This is a genomic window from Flammeovirgaceae bacterium SG7u.111, assembly GCA_034044135.1.
Taxonomy (GTDB): domain Bacteria; phylum Bacteroidota; class Bacteroidia; order Cytophagales; family Flammeovirgaceae.
Genome location: CP139021.1, coordinates 5,053,639 through 5,070,279 on the forward strand (window position 1 = coordinate 5,053,639; position 16,641 = coordinate 5,070,279).

The window sequence follows — 16,641 nt, forward strand, 5'->3', positions numbered from 1 at the left end:
ATGTTTACAAAAAGAGTCTTATTAATCATTGTTTTACTTCCATTTGTATGTTGTAATAAAACTGAACGGTGTATTGCACAACTTGAAGTAGAGACAAGCCTTTCTTACAAGCATCTTGTATCAGATAAGTACATCGATAGAACTAATCACGGGCGTTATGATTTAGTGCTTCAAAAAGACAATAAGTTTGAACCCAATGATTTCGACCGCTACCCATTTAGAAAAATATGGCACGCAGCAGACATTGGTGACTCATTGATAAAGGAGAAAGGATCAATCATATTTAAAATCGTCAAACCAAGTGGAGTTGTAAAATATGTAGAACTACACTGTCCAGAAAACGATTCAATTTATGCAGCAGAGGCTACATTTTATTTTGATTCTATGAGACGGGTTGGGTATCCCATGAGGTTTAAAGAGTTGTTTTCCAATTAAATACAATCCTTCGAATAATACAACTGCACAAATCTAAGGTGGTCGGAGCATCCGCTCCGTCCAAACAAGGGCAGCAAATAAAAAAAAGCAACCATCGAAACGTCCCGTCATCTTTTGGCGGGGCGTTTTTGGTTTTTGGGCTGGTCGTTGCCCGGTTTTCTATTTGCCCGTCGTGGTTACTCAACACAACTAACGCCGTTACTTGCTGGCGTCAATAAGGGTTGTTGGATAAAGGAGCGTTCTTTGGGGGTATAGCTTTGCTGCTCTAAAAAGAGTAACGGCGTTAGTTCGGGCGCAAGAAAAACGATGGGGGCGCTTGGAGCGACCCCATCGCTCAACAAGAGCAGTACCCGTCGGGGTCGTTTTTTTTACGCCCCCGACGCTTTGCCCGCACCCACCTATCGTCGTGGGCATCCCAAACCACCTCGACGGGTTTGCCAAACAAGGGCAGCAAATGAAAACAAAAAGCAACCATCGAAACGTCACGTCATTTTTGGCGGGGCGTTTTTGGTTTTTGGGCTGGTCGTTGCCAAGTTTTCTATTTGCCCGTCGGGGTTTGCCCACCAGCAACTAACGCCGTTACTTGCTGGCGTCAAAAAGGATTGTTGGATGGGTGAGCGTTCTTTGGGGCTAGAAAGCTTTGCTGCTCTAAAAAGAGTAACGGCGGTGGTAGTTCGTTCGGGTGCAAGAATAACGATAGGAGCGCTTGGAGCGACCCCATCGCTAAACAAGGGCCGTACCCGTCGGGGTCGTTTTTTTACGCCCCCGACGCTTTGCCCGCACCCACCTATCATCGTGGGCGTACCAAACCACTACAACGGGTTTGCCAAACAAGGGCAGCAAATAAAAACAAAAAGCAACCATCGAAACGTCTCGTCACCTTTTGGCGGGGCGTTTTTGGCTTTTGGGGCCGGTCGTTGCCCAGTTTCCTATTTGTCAGTCGGCGTTGTCTAAAAACAACTACCACCGTTACTTGCTGGCATCAAAAAGGGTTGTTGGGTAAAGGAGCGTTCTTTGGGGTTATAAAGCTTTGCTGTAAAAAAGAGTAACGGCGTTAGTTCGGGCGAAAGAAAAACGATGGGGGCGCTACTCTTATGGTTTATGCAAGGGTATGGGTATAATTTTTTTCATATTTTCTATCTTGCTTTATGACGGCAAAAATTCTATGGACAAGCTTTGACCTGATAGCGTTGAGTACCGACATCTTGTTTTTCCCTTCTGCGACTTTTCGGTCATAATATTTCCTGAGCTCCCCTGTCGTGTTGAGGGTAGACAGGGCTGCCATGTGGAATATTTTCTTGAGCTCTTTGTTTGCCTTGTACGAGACCTTGTTGCGTGAACGGATGCTGCTGCCCGACACATACCTGAACGGCGCACAGCCGATATGGCAGACAAACTTCTTGGGGTCATCGAACTTCCGGAAATTTTCCGTGGCCACGATGGTGGCGATGGCGGTCTGCATGCCCACGCCCTCCACGGAGACGATCTTATCGAAATTCCCCTTGATGCCCGGGTCGTCTTCTATGAGCTGCCCCATCTGTTCCTCTATCTCATCGATCGTTTTTTTATAAGCGGCGATGATACCCTTTACCCTCTTTTCTTTTTCCTTGAAATACCCTTTGTCGAGAAACCCTTCTTCTTGTTTTAGCTGCCCCCTATATTTCGACAGGTCACGCACGGCCAGCTCCCGCTCGGCGGAAAGCAACTTTAACACCTTGATAGTCTTGGGCGTAGGCTCGGATAGCTTTGCCCTATCGGAAAAACGCTTGGCATATTGGGCGATCCTTATGGCATCTGCCCTGTCGTCCTTTCCCCTTGTCAGGCCTTGCGAGCGGAGGATGGCATAGGCCGGTTCCATCCAGAGGCAAAGCCCTAGGCAGAGACAGGTGTCCACCAGCTTGTTGCCGAACTGCCCCGTATGCTCGGCACATAGCAAGGTATCCCCTTCTTCAAGCCCGTGCACTTTGAACAAACCCTTCAGCCCCTTTGACAGGGCATCCCTGTCGTTGTCCCATTTGAGGTTGACAAGCTCGCCGTGCCCGGTCAAGAGGGCAAGGTCGATGGTCTCTTTGCTGATATCGATGCCGATAAAGTTTTTAAATCCCATGGTTATCCGTATTTTTATGTTGGACAAAAATCTGGAGGTTAAGAACCTGGGCCGTATCCTAATAACCTTAACGGTGACAAACTCTTATACAGGTCTGGGCACGGGAGGGGACACGGGCATCCAGCAGTGGGATGAATCTTGTTCGTGGAGCGAGTTGAGTCGCCCATGCCCCCCTTGGCCAAAAGGAAATTAAGGTTTTACAATTAAACACAATCCTTCGAATAATACAACTGCACAAATCTAAGGTGGTCGGAGCATCCGCTCGTTCCAAACAAGGGCAGCAAGTAAAAACAAAAATGCAACCATCGAAACGCCCCATCATCTTTTGGCGGGGCGTTTTTGGTTTTTTGGGGATGGCCGTTGCCCAGTTTCCTATTTGCCCGTCGGGGTTGCCCAACACAACTAACGCCGTTACTTGCTGGCGTCAAAAAGGGTTGTTGGATGAATGAGCTTTCTTTGGGGGTATATAGCTTTGCTGCTCTAAAAAGAGTAACGGCGTTAGTTCGGGCGCAAGAATAACGATGGGGGCGCTCCAAGCGACCCCATCGCTCGACAAGAGCCGTGCCCGTCGGGGTCGTTTTTTTACGCCCCCGACGCTTTGCCCGCACCCACCTATCATCGTGGGCGTACCAAACCACTACAACGGGTTTGCCAAACAAGGGCAGCAAATAAAAACAAAAAGCAACCATTGAAACGTCCCGTCACCTTTTGGCGGGGCGTTTTTGGCTTTTGGGCTGGTCGTTGCCCAGTTTTCTATTTGCCCGTCGGGGTTTGCCCACCAGCAACTAACGCCGTTATTTGCTAGCGTCAAAAAGGATTGTTGGATGGGTGAGCGTTCTTTGGGGCTAGAAAGCTTTGCTGCTCTAAAAAGAGTAACGGCGGTGGTAGTTCGTTCGGGTGCAAGAATAACGATAGGAGCGCTTGGAGCGACCCCATCGCTAAACAAGGGCCGTACCCCGTCGGGGTCGTTTTTTTACGCCCCCGACGCTTTGCCCGCACCCACCTATCATCGTGGGCGTACCAAACCACTACGACGGGTTTGCCAAACAAGGGCAGCAAATAAAAACAAAAAGCAACCATTGAAACGTCCCGTCACCTTTTGGCGGGGCGTTTTTGGCTTTTGGGGCCGGTCGTTGCCCGGTTTCCTATTTGCCCGTCGGGGTTGCTCACCACAACTACCGCCGTTACTTGCCGGCGTCAGAAAGGCTTGTTGGATAAAGGAGCGTTCTTTGGGGTTATAAAGCTTTGCTGCTCTAAAAAGAGTAACGGCGGTAGTTCAGGCGCAAGAAAAACGATGGGGGCGCTCCAAGCGACCCCATCGCTCTGCAAGAGCCATACCCGTCGGGGTCGTTTTTTTTACGCCCCCGACGCTTTGCCCATTCCCGCCCATCGTCGTTGGCGTCCCAAACCACTACGACGGGTTTGCCAAACAAGGGCAGCAAGTGTGGATGAAAAATCGATGCCGTCAAGATCCGAGCGAGACTGTTTATGATGCCTTAGCATTACTCGAACCAGAAAAAACTATGCTATATCATTTATCGTTATCACTTCAATTTCCGTGATTTTCTTTAGGGCTTCATCATTAGAAAAGAAATAATCGCATCGGTGGTGGATTGCCGTGGCTAGTTGGATAGCATCTGGTGTTCGCAAACTAGCATACTTTGCCCGAAGTTCTGCCGCCTTAACGGCTATATCCTTATTCATCTCCGCAATAGTTACCCCTTTTGCATCTTCAAAAATACGCTTGTACTTCGCCGCCAGTTTTGTGTCCTTTTCTCTGAGCGGGTGTACCAATACTTCGGTGAGGGTTAAGACTGAAACAATAAACCCAAACGTTTGCTGGGCATGCAACTCAAAAACATTTTTTACTTTCGGATGGAGCGTTGGGTGCTGCTCTATGAAGTAAATAAGTGGGGCTGTATCTAAACCGACTAACTTCCCCTTTAACTCACCGATTACCATTCGTCACGCAATTTATTTACATACTCATCGGGATCGGTGTTTCCCCAACTTTTTTTACCCAGCCCATCCAAATCTAACAAAGTAGATTGCGGTTGGGGGGGAGTTGAGCGAGCCAATTCATTCGCAAGCACATGCAAGAGCTCAACTTTTTCATCGTACCCAAGTGTTGCTACCTCTTGCCTTATTTTATCTATTACCAAAGAAGCCATAACATATATCTTTAAAATGTATGATTAAGATGCACTTGCTAACAAAAATACGAAACATAAAGTGCCTTCCAAATAATTAACTTCCCCGCAGCCCAGTATTGCCAAAAACAACGACCCCGTTACCGGCGTCAAAAAGGATTGTTGGATGGGTGAGCGTTCTTTGGGGCTATAAAGCTTTGCTGCCCTAAAAAGAGTAACGGCGGTAGTTCGGGCGCAAGAATAACGATGGACCCGTTCCAAGCGACCCCATCGCTCAGGATTGGCGCTTCTTGTTGTAGACGCCCTGGTAGGGCGGCTCTACGATATTTCTTTTATCTCGCTTTATGCACCAACCCTAAATACATAGCCTAAATCCAGTATAAAGGATGAATAAATACAAATAAACCCTGTATAAAAACAGTATAAATATGGGCGGTATATCCTGATTTCATCAAAAATACTAGTAAAAAATAGCACTGAGTTACCCTGAAAACAGGTGTTTTGTAGCCTTTGTGGCACAAAAAAGAGCTGCCCCTTTGGATTGGGGCAGCTCTTTTTGAATTTAAGATACAGCTTTACTCCTATAAGTCTTTAAATCTGTTTAATTCAACCTTTTTAAGCGATAGAATATCAATCAAAATTTGAAGCATTTGAGCCCCTTCAGCCATATCGTTGTATATTACTTGGGAATGCCCAAGTAATTCTAATATTTCTTCTCGCTTATACATTCTCTTTAAACCTCCTTTTATGTCAGACCTATTTATATGTGGAGGTGATTGTTGCAAAGCTTTTTCAATAGAATAATGAATTAATTCTTCAATTTTAGTTTCATATATCCTTAACTCCTCTACAGATAAAAAATCAACATTTATATCACTATCCTTAATATACTCAAAGTATAATTTTAGAAATGTCCCAAAAAAGCCTATCAAGTGAAGAATAGCTACTTTTGAGATTGTTAAGTCTGTTTCATAATACGTATTTAATTTTTGGGTTAATTCGAGTTTTGATTTTAAATCTTCATTAATCCTCTCTAGCTCATTAACCCTCGAACCTTTGGTTTCTTCCAAACCCAGTAAAAATTGGGGTGTTACATCGAACAATTCAGCTAACTGGAATAGTTTGTCAATTGTTATTGATGTCTTACCTGATTCGATTTTTTGATAAGATGCTTGTGAGGCGAACCCAAGTTTAATTGCCGTATCTGCGATAGTCCATCCTTTCTCTAACCTTAGAGACTTTATTTTTTTTAGTACCTCATTCATAAATGTAAATATAATTTCTCAAAAGGATTTTTTTATAAAACTGAAAGCCAAAGAGTTATAAAAATCCAAAACAGAAATTAAATATCTCATTAGGATATATAGTTTCTTATAAGTATTTTTACTCAACAAAAAAATAAATTCCAAACAAAACCAGAAACCTATGGATTTCTCAGAAGCATTTCTCCAAGAAAAGGGGCTTTTCACCCGGGAGCAGGTAATGACAATGCTTGGTATCACCAACTATGGATGGTATAAACTTGTGAACGAGGGGCTACCTGTTATCAAGCTTACCTCCAAAGCACAATTCGTAAAACGAGATGACCTTGAGTCGCACCTAGAAAAAATGTACTCAAAGAAATCGGCATAAAAAAAGCAGATGGCGGCTACCATCTGCTTTTTGTTTTGCTGTTTTCCCAAACTCTAAACTGGTAAAAACATGTCCAAAGATACCAAATTCTCCCCAAACGGGCAAGCTGTGCCCCCATAAAGCAAATACCCCCATATAGTACGATCTTTTCCGCCTAGGCCACGCTAGCAACCGAAGCGGAAACAAACATACCCGATAACAGGTCTCTGAATATCGGGACAGGTTTCTATTGCCTTTTCGGAAAGGCTTTTTTTAGCGGGCTTTAAGTAGTTACCGTTTAAGAAAACTTTGCTCCGCAAAGTAATCGTACTGATTACGTGCTTTTTATAAGTTTCTTCATTTCATATTTCTAACATTTCAAAATTTAACCGTACGATGAAAAATCAATTTTCCGACAGGATTTTCGTGCCCAGCGGAAGCACTTTTATGCATGAATTTTATTTTGACCCTCTTAAAAACGAGGGCAAGGACGCCAACATGAACGGTTACAGCCGAAGGGATGGCTCGATAGAGCCCATGGACAAGACCGGAGTACTCCGAAACATGGTAGCTAGAATATTGGACAGGTATCTCCCAAAAATGGCGGTCATGGAGGTTTACCAAAAAAATGACCTGTCCCAAGGAACTTTTGAAAACAACCGAACTCTACTGTTTACCATATATCCTACTGGAATCCAACTAAACTGCACTGGCCATAAGACCGTGGGCGAGCTGAAAGAGTTTCTTGATAAGCTCAACCATAAATTGAAGACTGGTGACCATAACATCTTAGACTTGATGGAGAGCTTGAAAAGGAGGAAAAGGGCGAAAATCTATCAGTCCTACATTTTCTCAAACTCCTTTAAAACGCTTGACGAACTGGAGAGGCATTGCCAAGCGGAAAAACTCCAAGGCATCGACGCTTCATTGATAGAAGAGTTTAAAAGCCACTATATCAAAATGTATTTCGCTGCATAACCACTTTAATTACAAACCAAAAAGGCATGGACAACCCCCACATAAAAAAAGCCCCAGTGCTGGCACACCGGGGCTCGTTAGGAGGGACAAGTCCATGCCCCAACAATTATCAAGATGGCAAATATTACAAAAATCTACAGGGAAATCCTATCACGAAAGGATTTCCAAAAGGAAATTGACGGGGCCAGGGAGCAGTTCCGCTTCCGCCCTTTCATAGAAGAATACCGTCCGCTGAAGCTCTTCGCCCGTTGGGGCAGGTGGCTCTTGGCACTTTTCAGCATCGCAACGGGCCTCGGTTTCCTGTTCTACTCATTGGCGGGGGCTCTCCCCTACTGGGTCGCTTTCCCCATCGCCCTTTCTGTCTTGCTCTTCATCGAGTTGCTAAAGAACTCCTCGGTGGGCATCAGCGCAAGGGGCTATTACCTCAACGGGAAATTCCCCTTGGTCTCTTTGCTGGCTGCGCTGGCTTTTAGCCTCTCGGTGTTCCTGAGTCTCAACGGTGTCCAGTCGCTTTTTGAGCGGCACAGTTCCACGGTTTCCAGTTTTGAGGAGGCACACCTCGCCCAGTCCGATAGCATCGCCAAAGCATATGAAGCCAAACTGGAAAAGCTGGAGATGGAAAAGGTCGGGTTTGAGGAGTCCGTGAGCTGGTTGGGCAAGATTGATGTCAGTAACAAGGACGTCTCGGCAACGCTGGGCAGCTTTACCAGCAGGCGGGAAAGGCTGGAAAAGGAGAAAACAGATAAGCTGGCTGGCTTGGAAAAAGAATACGAGACAGGAAAAACCAAAGCTTTAGAGGAAAGCGAGCTGAACCTCTGGCTGTGGGTATCGCTCTCGGCATTTGTAGAAGCCGCCATCCTCGCCTGCCTCTGGTTCTTGGTCTATTACGCCTACCGTGTACAGTCCGAGTCGGAGCTGTTCCTTGCCGAGAGCCAAAAATGGTGGATCGGCATCAACGACCTGAAGGGCTTTGCCGATGCCTTCCTGGCCAATGCGGGAAACCTCTTTGCCTACCCCACGGGCACGGTGGACAGCCCTTCACGGATCGGGTTTGCACAGGGTGCAAAAAAGAAAGAAGATGGAGACGAAAAACCCGAGAACACCCTATTTAAAGAGGGGTTTAAAGGGGTGCAAGACGTGGAAAAAGAACGGGAGGAACTAAGGGCTTTCTTGGCGAAATACCCCGAGGTGGTAAAGTGCATAGAAGAGGGCGTAAGCACCAACCAGACCTCCAAGGTCTGTGGGGTTTCTACCTCCACCGTCCATAATGTGAAACGATGCCTCAGGACATTAAAATCTTATAAGTAATGAAACAGTTGACGATCAAATTCTTTCTACATAAAACCACTTACAGCAAAAAGACGAAGGACTTTAAGCTCTATTTTCGGGTTTGTTATGATAGGGATGTATGGGCTTGCGCTACAGACCACCGACTCAAAAAGAAAGACTTCAACGAAGTGATGCAGCTTTGCAAGAGCAATGAGCTTGTAAATGAAGAAATGATGTGGGTGAAAAATAGGGTATACGAGATCAAACGGGAAATTGCCTACCAAGGAAAGATCGTTACCCTAAATATGATCAAAGAGAGTTTCAAAGGAGGTAGTTCTAAAATCACGCTTGTAACTTATTTAGAGCAACATCTCCTTTTTTTGAAGAAATCGAAGCAACATTCTAAAGGGACAGTCACTAATTGGTTTGTGAGGGGTGAAAAACTCAAAAAATATTTAGTAGAAAGAGGTAAACAAAATACAGTCTTACATGAAATAGAAGTAAAGTTCATTCAGGATTTTGATGATTGGCTTTCTTGCCAGATCAGCGAACAGTACAACAGACCCTATGCACGGAGCTATATAAACGAGCACCACAAAAGGTTAAAGTCCCTGATCAATAAAGCAATTAATGAAGAAATCATCAGCCATAACCCTTACAAAAAATGGAATATGCCTTCCGACAATAGGGAAGTTGCTATCAAATACCTGACAAATGATGAGCTGACAAGGCTCTATTATGCTGATCTTGGAGGAAATAAAGCTTTGGAAAAAGTACGGGATATCTTTGTTTTTTCGGCAATGACGGGCTTGAGGTATAGTGATGCAGCCTCGCTAAAGGTTTCGGAAATCCATTACGACAAGGAAGAAAAACTCTATTTTATATTCAAAAAAAAGCAACAAAAGACGAAAGGACTAGTAACAATTCCACTTTTACATTGGGCGGAAAAAATATACTTGAAGTACAAGAATAGCGGCTCGGCGGAGATCACAGGAAAGTTACTACCAATATACAGCAACCCCAAAGTGAATGCCTACTTGAAAACAATTGCAGACTTGGCAGGAATTGAAATGGCACTGACCCACCACGTAGCAAGGCATACTTGCGCTACCTTTTTGCTGAGTAATAGTGTACCATTAGAACAGGTATCTGAAATACTGGGACATAAGAACCTATCAACAACTAGGATTTATGCCAAGATAACGAAACAAAGTCTTTCGGAAACTGCTAAAATGATCAACAAGAAACTAGGAGATATGTAATTAAACAAACTATTTATCGGTAACACATCGAACTAACAGCAACCTTTAAACATTTTAAAAAGCTTTAAACATTTGCACATAAAAAAGCATGAAAAAAGCCGATTTTGAGAAACCTTACGGACTCAAAATCGGCTTTTTTGGGCTAAAATCACCCTTTCAGAAAGAGGTAGTGGAACTTACCGGATTCGAACCGGTGACCCCTGCCCTGTCAAGGCAGTGCTCTAAACCAACTGAGCTAAAGTTCCAATAAAATGGTTCTGCAAACATATACAGTTTTTCTAAACCTCCGCTTTTTTGCTCAAGAAAAAAACATACTTCAACTGTTGAGGATGAAAAGCATTAAAAAATGCCACGCTATGAGCGTGGCATTTTCGTGATTCCTAATCGTATCAAAATAATACCGATACCCTAATAACCTGGGTTTTGTGGTTTTAGATTTTCATTTCTATCAAGCTCGTCTTGAGGCAATGGGAATAAGTAGTCTACCGACTTATCAAAATCGGCATGTGGCTCTAAAGAATTAGCTCCTTTGAACACTTCATCCCCAATATCCCAACGCTTGATATCGTACCATCTTTTGTACTCGAAAGCAAGCTCTAGGCGTCTTTCCTCACGGATTGCCTCAGTCAAGTCACCTTCAGCAGCCGTGTAGTCGGCTGGGTAATTTACTTCAGCCCCAGCCCAGTTTCTAGCCCTTGCCCTCACTTGGTTGAGGTATCCCGCAGCAACTCCATCTTGTGATAAGTTATCAGCTGCTTCAGCTGCAATTAACAATACTTCTGCATACCGCATTGCTGCATAGTTAATGTCAGACTGCCCGCAATCTCCTCTTGACAGCCCACATCTGCCCCAATATTTTCCAATATGAGGCCTTGGCGAACCGTGGTTAGGCGCAAATTTTTCGTAGCCTACCAACTCGGTCAATTCAGGATCGGCATACGCTTCATCTATCATACTCACCTCCTTACGGTAATCCCTGTCATCCCAGCTTTCATACACTTCCATAGTGGGCACTGCCACACTCCAACCTGAGTTAGCATCTGGAAGATAGACACTTCTTATACCTGTAATAGGTCCCATCCAATCGTTTTGTTGTAGGTCGGTCCCTGTAACTTGCCCCAAGAAATCTATCATGAAAATATGCTCATCTACGCCACTTGTAGCTGAAGGATCAAAGAGATCGACAAAGTCAGGCATAAGTCTATACCCAAATGTACTAGCGTTACTAATTACATACTCTGCTTCCGTAAGAGCTTTTTGGTCATCTCCCATAGTCAGATATACGGAAGCCAGGTATGCAGCAGCTGTACCTTTAGTAGGCCTCGATTTCACATTTCCTGCATGTTGGTCAGGCAAGTTTGCTTTTGCATATTCGAGATCGGCAATTATGCTTTGGTATACAGTACTAGTCGGTGTTTTACTTATAGTTTTCACGGCTTCCGGATCGGTGATAAAAAAATCGATATAGGGGATATCTCCAAAAAGGCGTACCAAATGATAATAAGTAAATGCTCTGATAAACATAGCCTCTGCCTTTAACGCATTGACCTCTGCAGCAGGTTCTCCTACTAATTCAGCCCCTGCAATTGCCGCATTGGCAGATCCTATAATTTTATAACCCCTAGGCCAAAAAGCAGTGATCATCCCATTATTAGAATCCATATTGAAATCATTTACCTGCTGACGCCTACCTGGAGTATTTCTATCCCCAATATCGGCCATGTCTCCTCTTAGCAAGAGAGAAAGTACTAGTTTTCGACCATAAAATTCTTCATTAGCAATATCTGCATACGTACCCATTACAGCTGCCTCAACATCTTTTGGACTTTGAAAAAATGTATTAGGAGCTAATAACGCAATAGGATTTTCTTTAAGGTCTGTACAACCGAATACACCGAGTACAATCCCTATTACCAGTAATTTATATACTATTTTTTTTCTCATTTTCTTATCTTTTTTGATGGTTAGATACAGCAAGAGGAGACTCTTTTTTGTGAAACACCCTCCACCACTGTAAATAGTTTAGATATCAATAAGGTATTTTAAGTAAGTGCCTAGAAGCCGATATTGAGCCCGAATGTATAGGATTTTGCATTAGGGTAACTGGCATAATCTAAACCGATATTTTTGTTTCCATCACCCGAACCACTACTGCGGTAGTTCACTTCAGGATCGTAGCCTTCATAATCGGTAATGGTGAATATGTTTTGAGCACTTACATATAGCCTCAACTTACGTAGCTTGATTTGGTCAAGTATAGGTTGAGGGAAATTGTAACCCAATGCAAGGTTTTTCAACCTAACAAATGAACCATCATATATAAAGCGTGTAGAAGCTCTTCTTGTCCTATCCCCCGAAGCCGCTGGAATATTTGTATTGGTATTTTGAGGAGTCCAACGGTTCAGTGCAGCCGTTGTGGCGTTGTTTCTTCCTGCCATTAGGTCAAGTTCCAATAGCGTATAACTAAAAATATCGTTACCTTGAGATGCTTGGAAGAATATGTTCAAATCGAACCCTTTGTACCTAAAGTCATTATTGAAACCCCAAATAAAATCTGGGTTAGGGTCACCTATGATAGCTCTATCATCCGCATTCAATTGACCATCAGGAACACCTGTCAAGTCTCCATTTTCGTCCTTTGTACCATCAATATCTCTATATTTCTCTCCGCCAAGCTCTTGCTCAAACCCTCCACCAGGCAATATATCATCGCCTTGTTGGTAAGGTCCATCATAAATCCAGCCATAAAATGCTCCTACAGGCTGTCCTACACGAAGAATTTGTGTATTACCCAAACCTACCATATGACCTGGGCCCGATGCATAGTCAATGTCGGAATTACCATCTGGCAATTCCAATACCTCCTGCCTGTTCATAGATAAGTTGAAACCCATATCCCATTTAAACTCCCCCACTAGGTTTTTGGAGTTGAGGGTAAATTCAAAACCTTTATTACCTACTTTACCTATATTTTGAAGTTGGGTTTTATATCCGGAATATTCTGGCAATGGCACATCGAACAACAAGTCAGAAGTCTCCATGCTATAATAATCTATGATCAGGTTCAACCTGTTCTCGAACAAGCCTACATCTATACCGACGTCTAACTGAGTCGTTGTTTCCCAAGTCAAGTTTTCATTTGAAACATTGGTAGGGAATACTGCATTAACAGGAACACCGTTTTGGACCGACAGTGCGGTAGAGAACTCTGCAAGTGTACGATAAGGAGAAATACCTCTATTACCTGTTAGCCCATAACTTGCCCTCCATTTCCAATCGCTGATCACATCTATTCCCTCCATAAAGGCTTCGTCCTTCATGTTCCAAGCAAAAGCACCTGATGGGAAGAACGCCCATTTATTTCCTTCACTAAACACTGAAGAACCGTCGTAACGTGCATTGAACGTAAGTAAATACTTGCTCTTAAAGTTATAGACTGCACGTCCGTACCAAGACGCTAATTCCCAATCGGAAAGGCTAGAAGTAGGCTGTTGCCAAGAAGACGAGCCGCCTAAGTTCCAATATAATGCACCATCAGAAGGATAACCTTGTCCTCTTGCACCCCAACTTTCGTCTCTGGAAGATTGGTAAGAATAACCACCCATAATAGAAATATTATGATCGCCTATATCTTTCGTGTACGTCAAGTAGTTTTCGTTCAAAAACAGAGAGTTCTTAGTACCGTCCATTCTACCATCACCGCCTACACCTATTCCACCTTGAAGGGAGGTTGGCGTATACTGACCAACTCGACCCGAGTTAGAGCTTGCACCCAGTGTAATCCTAAACTTCAAATCTTTCAAGATATCATATTCACCATACACGTTCCCTTGGAATCTATCTACTATATCTTCGTTTACATATTCCGTAACTACAGCTACGGCATTATCATGCGCGTCATTTAGTCTCGCAAGTGTGTATTTACCATTAGCATCTCTAATAGGCTGATCTGGTCCCATTTTGAATGCTGCCGCAACTACACCAGAACCGTTTGCTCCACCTGAGGATTCCTGTGTCCTTGCCCCTTTCTTATCGCTACGCTGTGCAAAAAGGTTTAAGCCTACCCTGAACTTCTCAGAAGCTTTAATATCAACATTACTAGTTACAGAATACCTTTTGTAGCCCGAGTTTAAGATGATACCTTTCTGGTCATAAAACGTTCCCGATAAATAGTAATTTACATTATCTGATCCGCCAGAAATACCCATTTGGTAGTTTTGGATATATCCTTGCTGGAAAATTTCCTCTTGCCAATCCGTATTTGCTCCTAATCCAGTAAAATTAGGATTGCCACTTGCCTCACGGATATAATCAACAAAATCATCAGGCTTTAACAAGTCCAACCTATTTATTTCATTTTGGATAGAATAAGAAGTATTGAGGTCTACCCTAGTCTTGCCGCTTTTTCCTCTTTTGGTAGTGACCATGATTACCCCATTCGCTCCTCTAGAACCGTAAATAGCCGTTGCAGAAGCATCTTTCAATACTTCAATGGACTCGATATCTTCTGGAGGAGGCAATGTAGCTCCTACAAAACCATCTACCACATAAATAGGATCACTACTGGCATTGATGGATGTCCCACCACGTACCCGTACTTTGTAAGAAGCGCCCGGCTCACCGTTGTTGGCTGTGATTTGCACACCTGCCGCACGTCCTTGCAAAGCTTGAACTGTACCCAGTGCAGGGTATGCGGTCAATTCCTCTGCTTTTACAGAAGCAACCGAGCCAGTAAGGTCACTTTTCTTTACTGTACCGTAACCTACTACTACCACCTCTTCCAACTGTGCCATGTCTGGCTCTAGTGTAAGGTCGATAGAAGACTGTTCACCCACAGTAATCTCTTGAGGAACAAAACCGATATAGCTAAAAACCAAAATAGAAGATGAATTGGGTACTTCTAAACTATACTTACCATCAATATCGGTCACCGAACCTATGCTCGTTCCTTTTATCAAAATACTAACCCCCGGGAGAGGCAGGTTGTCTTCTCCAGAAATAATAGTACCTGTTACCTTTTGCTGTGCAGGAGCTAGCATTTCTACACTCTCTTCTACAGGTGCGCCTAAAAGTCCCTTTTTGCTTACAAAAATATTTTCGTTGATTCGCTTAAACTTAAGGTTGGTATTTTTTGAAATATCCCTCAACAAATTTCCCAACGAAGTGAAATTCGCTGAAGTCGTGATTCTTTCATTCACATCCACCTTGGCCATTTCATACGCAAACTTAAAGTTCGTTTGGGTGGTGATCTGCGAGAAAGCTTGTTCTAGCGTGGCATTTTCTAGGTTCACGGTCAAGTATATATCATCTATACTGACGCGCTGGGCTTTTCCATCATTTGCTAATAGCAACCCAACAAGAAAGCACTGAAGGAATGCTCCTATCAATGTGTATTTACTTGTCATAATAATTTGTCTTAGTATTTTCCTTTTCATATTTTTAAGAAGGTTTTGAGGAAAGGTATGTTTAATTCAAAATCGGTTCGCATGCTTTCTGTTTCGGGGTCTGCCGCCAAACGTTCACCGAACCAAAAGCATGTGATGTTACAGCCAGTATTCCCCCTAGGGATGCTGGCTTTTTTTAACTTGTGTCGTAATTTTTCAATTTCATATCATACTTGGTGGTTTATTTAATAATTACTTTTTTTCCTTTTATTTCGAAATTGAATTTAGTTGAGAAACTAATCCCTTTCAATACCGACTCTAAGCTCTGGTGTGTAAATTGACCTTTAAAACCTACAATCGCAGGCTCATTAAGCACCTCAAATTCTACATCGTACCATCGTGATAGTGTAAAAGATATTTGTTCGAAATCAGCGTTATTGAAAAAAATAGTCCCAGAGCGCCAAGCCAATTCTTTCCTCGCCTCAAACGGTCTTTTTATACCCACTTCCTTTTCCTTGTTATAAGAATACAGCTCACTTGGTTCTAGCAAGGCCATGTCTAAGCCTCGATGCCCCACTTCTACCTTACCTTCTACCAGTGCAACTTTGGTCGCCACATTTTCTGGATAAGACGAAATGTTAAATGATGTCCCCAACACTCGCGTCTGCACATCACCAGCATGAACTATAAATGGTTTGTTTGTATTTCTTGCAACTTCAAAAAACGCTTCCCCTTCTAAGTAAACCTCTCTGATGCTATCCCCAAATACCTCAGGAAACCTGATGGTTGTCTCTGAATTCATTTTTATCCGCGTGCCGTCCATTAAGTTGATGGTAGATTTCACTCCTCTTGGCGAACTTTTTTCTATCATCTTCACTTCGGCAACCAATGGTTTACTTTCTTCTCTATTTGGTCCAAATATTGACGATTTATAACCTATAAGCGCCATCACTGCTAATAAAACAGCCGCGGCAACCCCGCTAAGACCAAAGCCCTTTGACAGTAGCCATCTTCGCTTAGGTTCATGTTCCTTTTGTGGATAGGTTTTGATAGATGTTACTAATCGTTCTTTTTCTGCTGTTAGTTCTTCGGGGGAGACCTTTAAAGAAAGCAGGACAACCATTTCCTTCGCCTGCATAAACATAACTTGTTTTTGAGGATGGCTTTCCAGCCAACTCTCCCAAAAAGCAACATCTCTGTCTTCTTCATCATGCACGTATGCCTGAAAAGATTCATCCGAAACCAAGTCCTCTATACTGTTGTATTTGCTCATAAAAATAAAAGGAAAGTTGAGAGCCGACTTTATCAGTAAAGTCAAGCCACTTCTTGCTGGTTGTTTGATTAGAATCAATAGTTATGAAAGGGTAACTGAATACAATAAAAGACTAAATCTTTTCCCTTTGTAATTACTAGTGCAAAGCCTTATTAGCTTTTACCATGCTTTC

Annotated in this window: 15 protein-coding genes and 1 tRNA gene; 6 read left to right on the plus strand and 10 right to left on the minus strand. The window is 43.3% G+C overall.

Features of this window, described 5'->3' with window-relative positions; genetic code table 11:
- Positions 1–435 carry a hypothetical protein gene (locus R9C00_19620; GenBank protein ID WPO33911.1) on the plus strand — a complete coding sequence of 145 codons (435 nt, stop codon included), beginning with the start codon at positions 1–3 and terminating at the stop codon, positions 433–435.
- 482 nt (positions 436–917) lie between these two features.
- Here the strand turns inward: R9C00_19620 and R9C00_19625 are convergent, their stop codons facing one another.
- Positions 918–1,229 (minus strand): hypothetical protein, encoded by a 312-nt coding sequence (locus R9C00_19625; protein ID WPO33912.1) that lies wholly within the window; start codon positions 1,227–1,229, stop codon positions 918–920.
- A gap of 305 nt (positions 1,230–1,534) precedes the next feature.
- Entirely contained in the window at positions 1,535–2,542 is a 1,008-nt protein-coding gene (locus R9C00_19630; protein ID WPO33913.1) for a transposase, read from the minus strand.
- 296 nt (positions 2,543–2,838) lie between these two features.
- Between R9C00_19630 and R9C00_19635 the strand changes: the two genes are divergently transcribed.
- Entirely contained in the window at positions 2,839–2,991 is a 153-nt protein-coding gene (locus R9C00_19635; GenBank protein ID WPO33914.1) for a hypothetical protein, read from the plus strand.
- A 188-nt stretch (positions 2,992–3,179) separates the two neighbouring features.
- Here the strand turns inward: R9C00_19635 and R9C00_19640 are convergent, their stop codons facing one another.
- From R9C00_19640 to R9C00_19655, 4 genes are all read right to left on the minus strand, one after another.
- Entirely contained in the window at positions 3,180–3,488 is a 309-nt protein-coding gene (locus R9C00_19640) for a hypothetical protein (GenBank protein ID WPO33915.1), read from the minus strand.
- A gap of 575 nt (positions 3,489–4,063) precedes the next feature.
- Positions 4,064–4,504: a PIN domain-containing protein gene (locus R9C00_19645; GenBank protein ID WPO33916.1), complete on the minus strand. Its 441-nt coding sequence runs from the start codon at positions 4,502–4,504 to the stop codon at positions 4,064–4,066.
- A complete protein-coding gene (locus R9C00_19650; GenBank protein ID WPO33917.1) occupies positions 4,498–4,713 on the minus strand; it encodes a hypothetical protein in 216 nt (71 codons plus the stop codon). Before R9C00_19650 ends, R9C00_19645 begins: the two co-directional genes overlap by 7 nt.
- A gap of 560 nt (positions 4,714–5,273) precedes the next feature.
- Positions 5,274–5,957, minus strand: coding sequence for a helix-turn-helix transcriptional regulator (locus tag R9C00_19655; GenBank protein WPO33918.1), 684 nt, complete (start codon positions 5,955–5,957; stop codon positions 5,274–5,276).
- Between the two features lie 160 nt (positions 5,958–6,117).
- Between R9C00_19655 and R9C00_19660 the strand changes: the two genes are divergently transcribed.
- The 4 genes from R9C00_19660 (at position 6,118) to R9C00_19675 (ending at position 9,812) form a co-directional block, all read left to right on the plus strand.
- Positions 6,118–6,324, plus strand: a complete 207-nt coding sequence (locus R9C00_19660; protein ID WPO33919.1) for a hypothetical protein — start codon at positions 6,118–6,120, stop codon at positions 6,322–6,324.
- 375 nt (positions 6,325–6,699) lie between these two features.
- Entirely contained in the window at positions 6,700–7,281 is a 582-nt protein-coding gene (locus R9C00_19665) for a hypothetical protein (protein WPO33920.1), read from the plus strand.
- Between the two features lie 312 nt (positions 7,282–7,593).
- A complete protein-coding gene (locus R9C00_19670) occupies positions 7,594–8,589 on the plus strand; it encodes a helix-turn-helix domain-containing protein (GenBank protein ID WPO33921.1) in 996 nt (331 codons plus the stop codon).
- Positions 8,589–9,812: a site-specific integrase gene (locus tag R9C00_19675; GenBank protein ID WPO33922.1), complete on the plus strand. Its 1,224-nt coding sequence runs from the start codon at positions 8,589–8,591 to the stop codon at positions 9,810–9,812. The genes R9C00_19670 and R9C00_19675 overlap by 1 nt, the downstream gene beginning before the upstream one ends.
- A gap of 170 nt (positions 9,813–9,982) precedes the next feature.
- Here the strand turns inward: R9C00_19675 and R9C00_19680 are convergent.
- The 4 genes from R9C00_19680 to R9C00_19695 all read right to left on the minus strand — a co-directional run bounded on the left by R9C00_19680 (position 9,983) and on the right by R9C00_19695 (position 16,547).
- Positions 9,983–10,057: transfer RNA gene (locus R9C00_19680), tRNA-Val, on the minus strand.
- Positions 10,058–10,220: 163 nt separating this feature from the next.
- The gene (locus R9C00_19685) at positions 10,221–11,756 is read right to left on the minus strand and encodes a RagB/SusD family nutrient uptake outer membrane protein (protein WPO33923.1); all 1,536 of its coding nucleotides are present in this window, start codon (positions 11,754–11,756) and stop codon (positions 10,221–10,223) included.
- Positions 11,757–11,866: 110 nt separating this feature from the next.
- Entirely contained in the window at positions 11,867–15,247 is a 3,381-nt protein-coding gene (locus tag R9C00_19690) for a TonB-dependent receptor (GenBank protein WPO33924.1), read from the minus strand.
- Positions 15,248–15,437: 190 nt separating this feature from the next.
- Entirely contained in the window at positions 15,438–16,547 is a 1,110-nt protein-coding gene (locus R9C00_19695; protein WPO33925.1) for a DUF4974 domain-containing protein, read from the minus strand.
- Between the last annotated feature and the right edge of the window lie 94 nt (positions 16,548–16,641).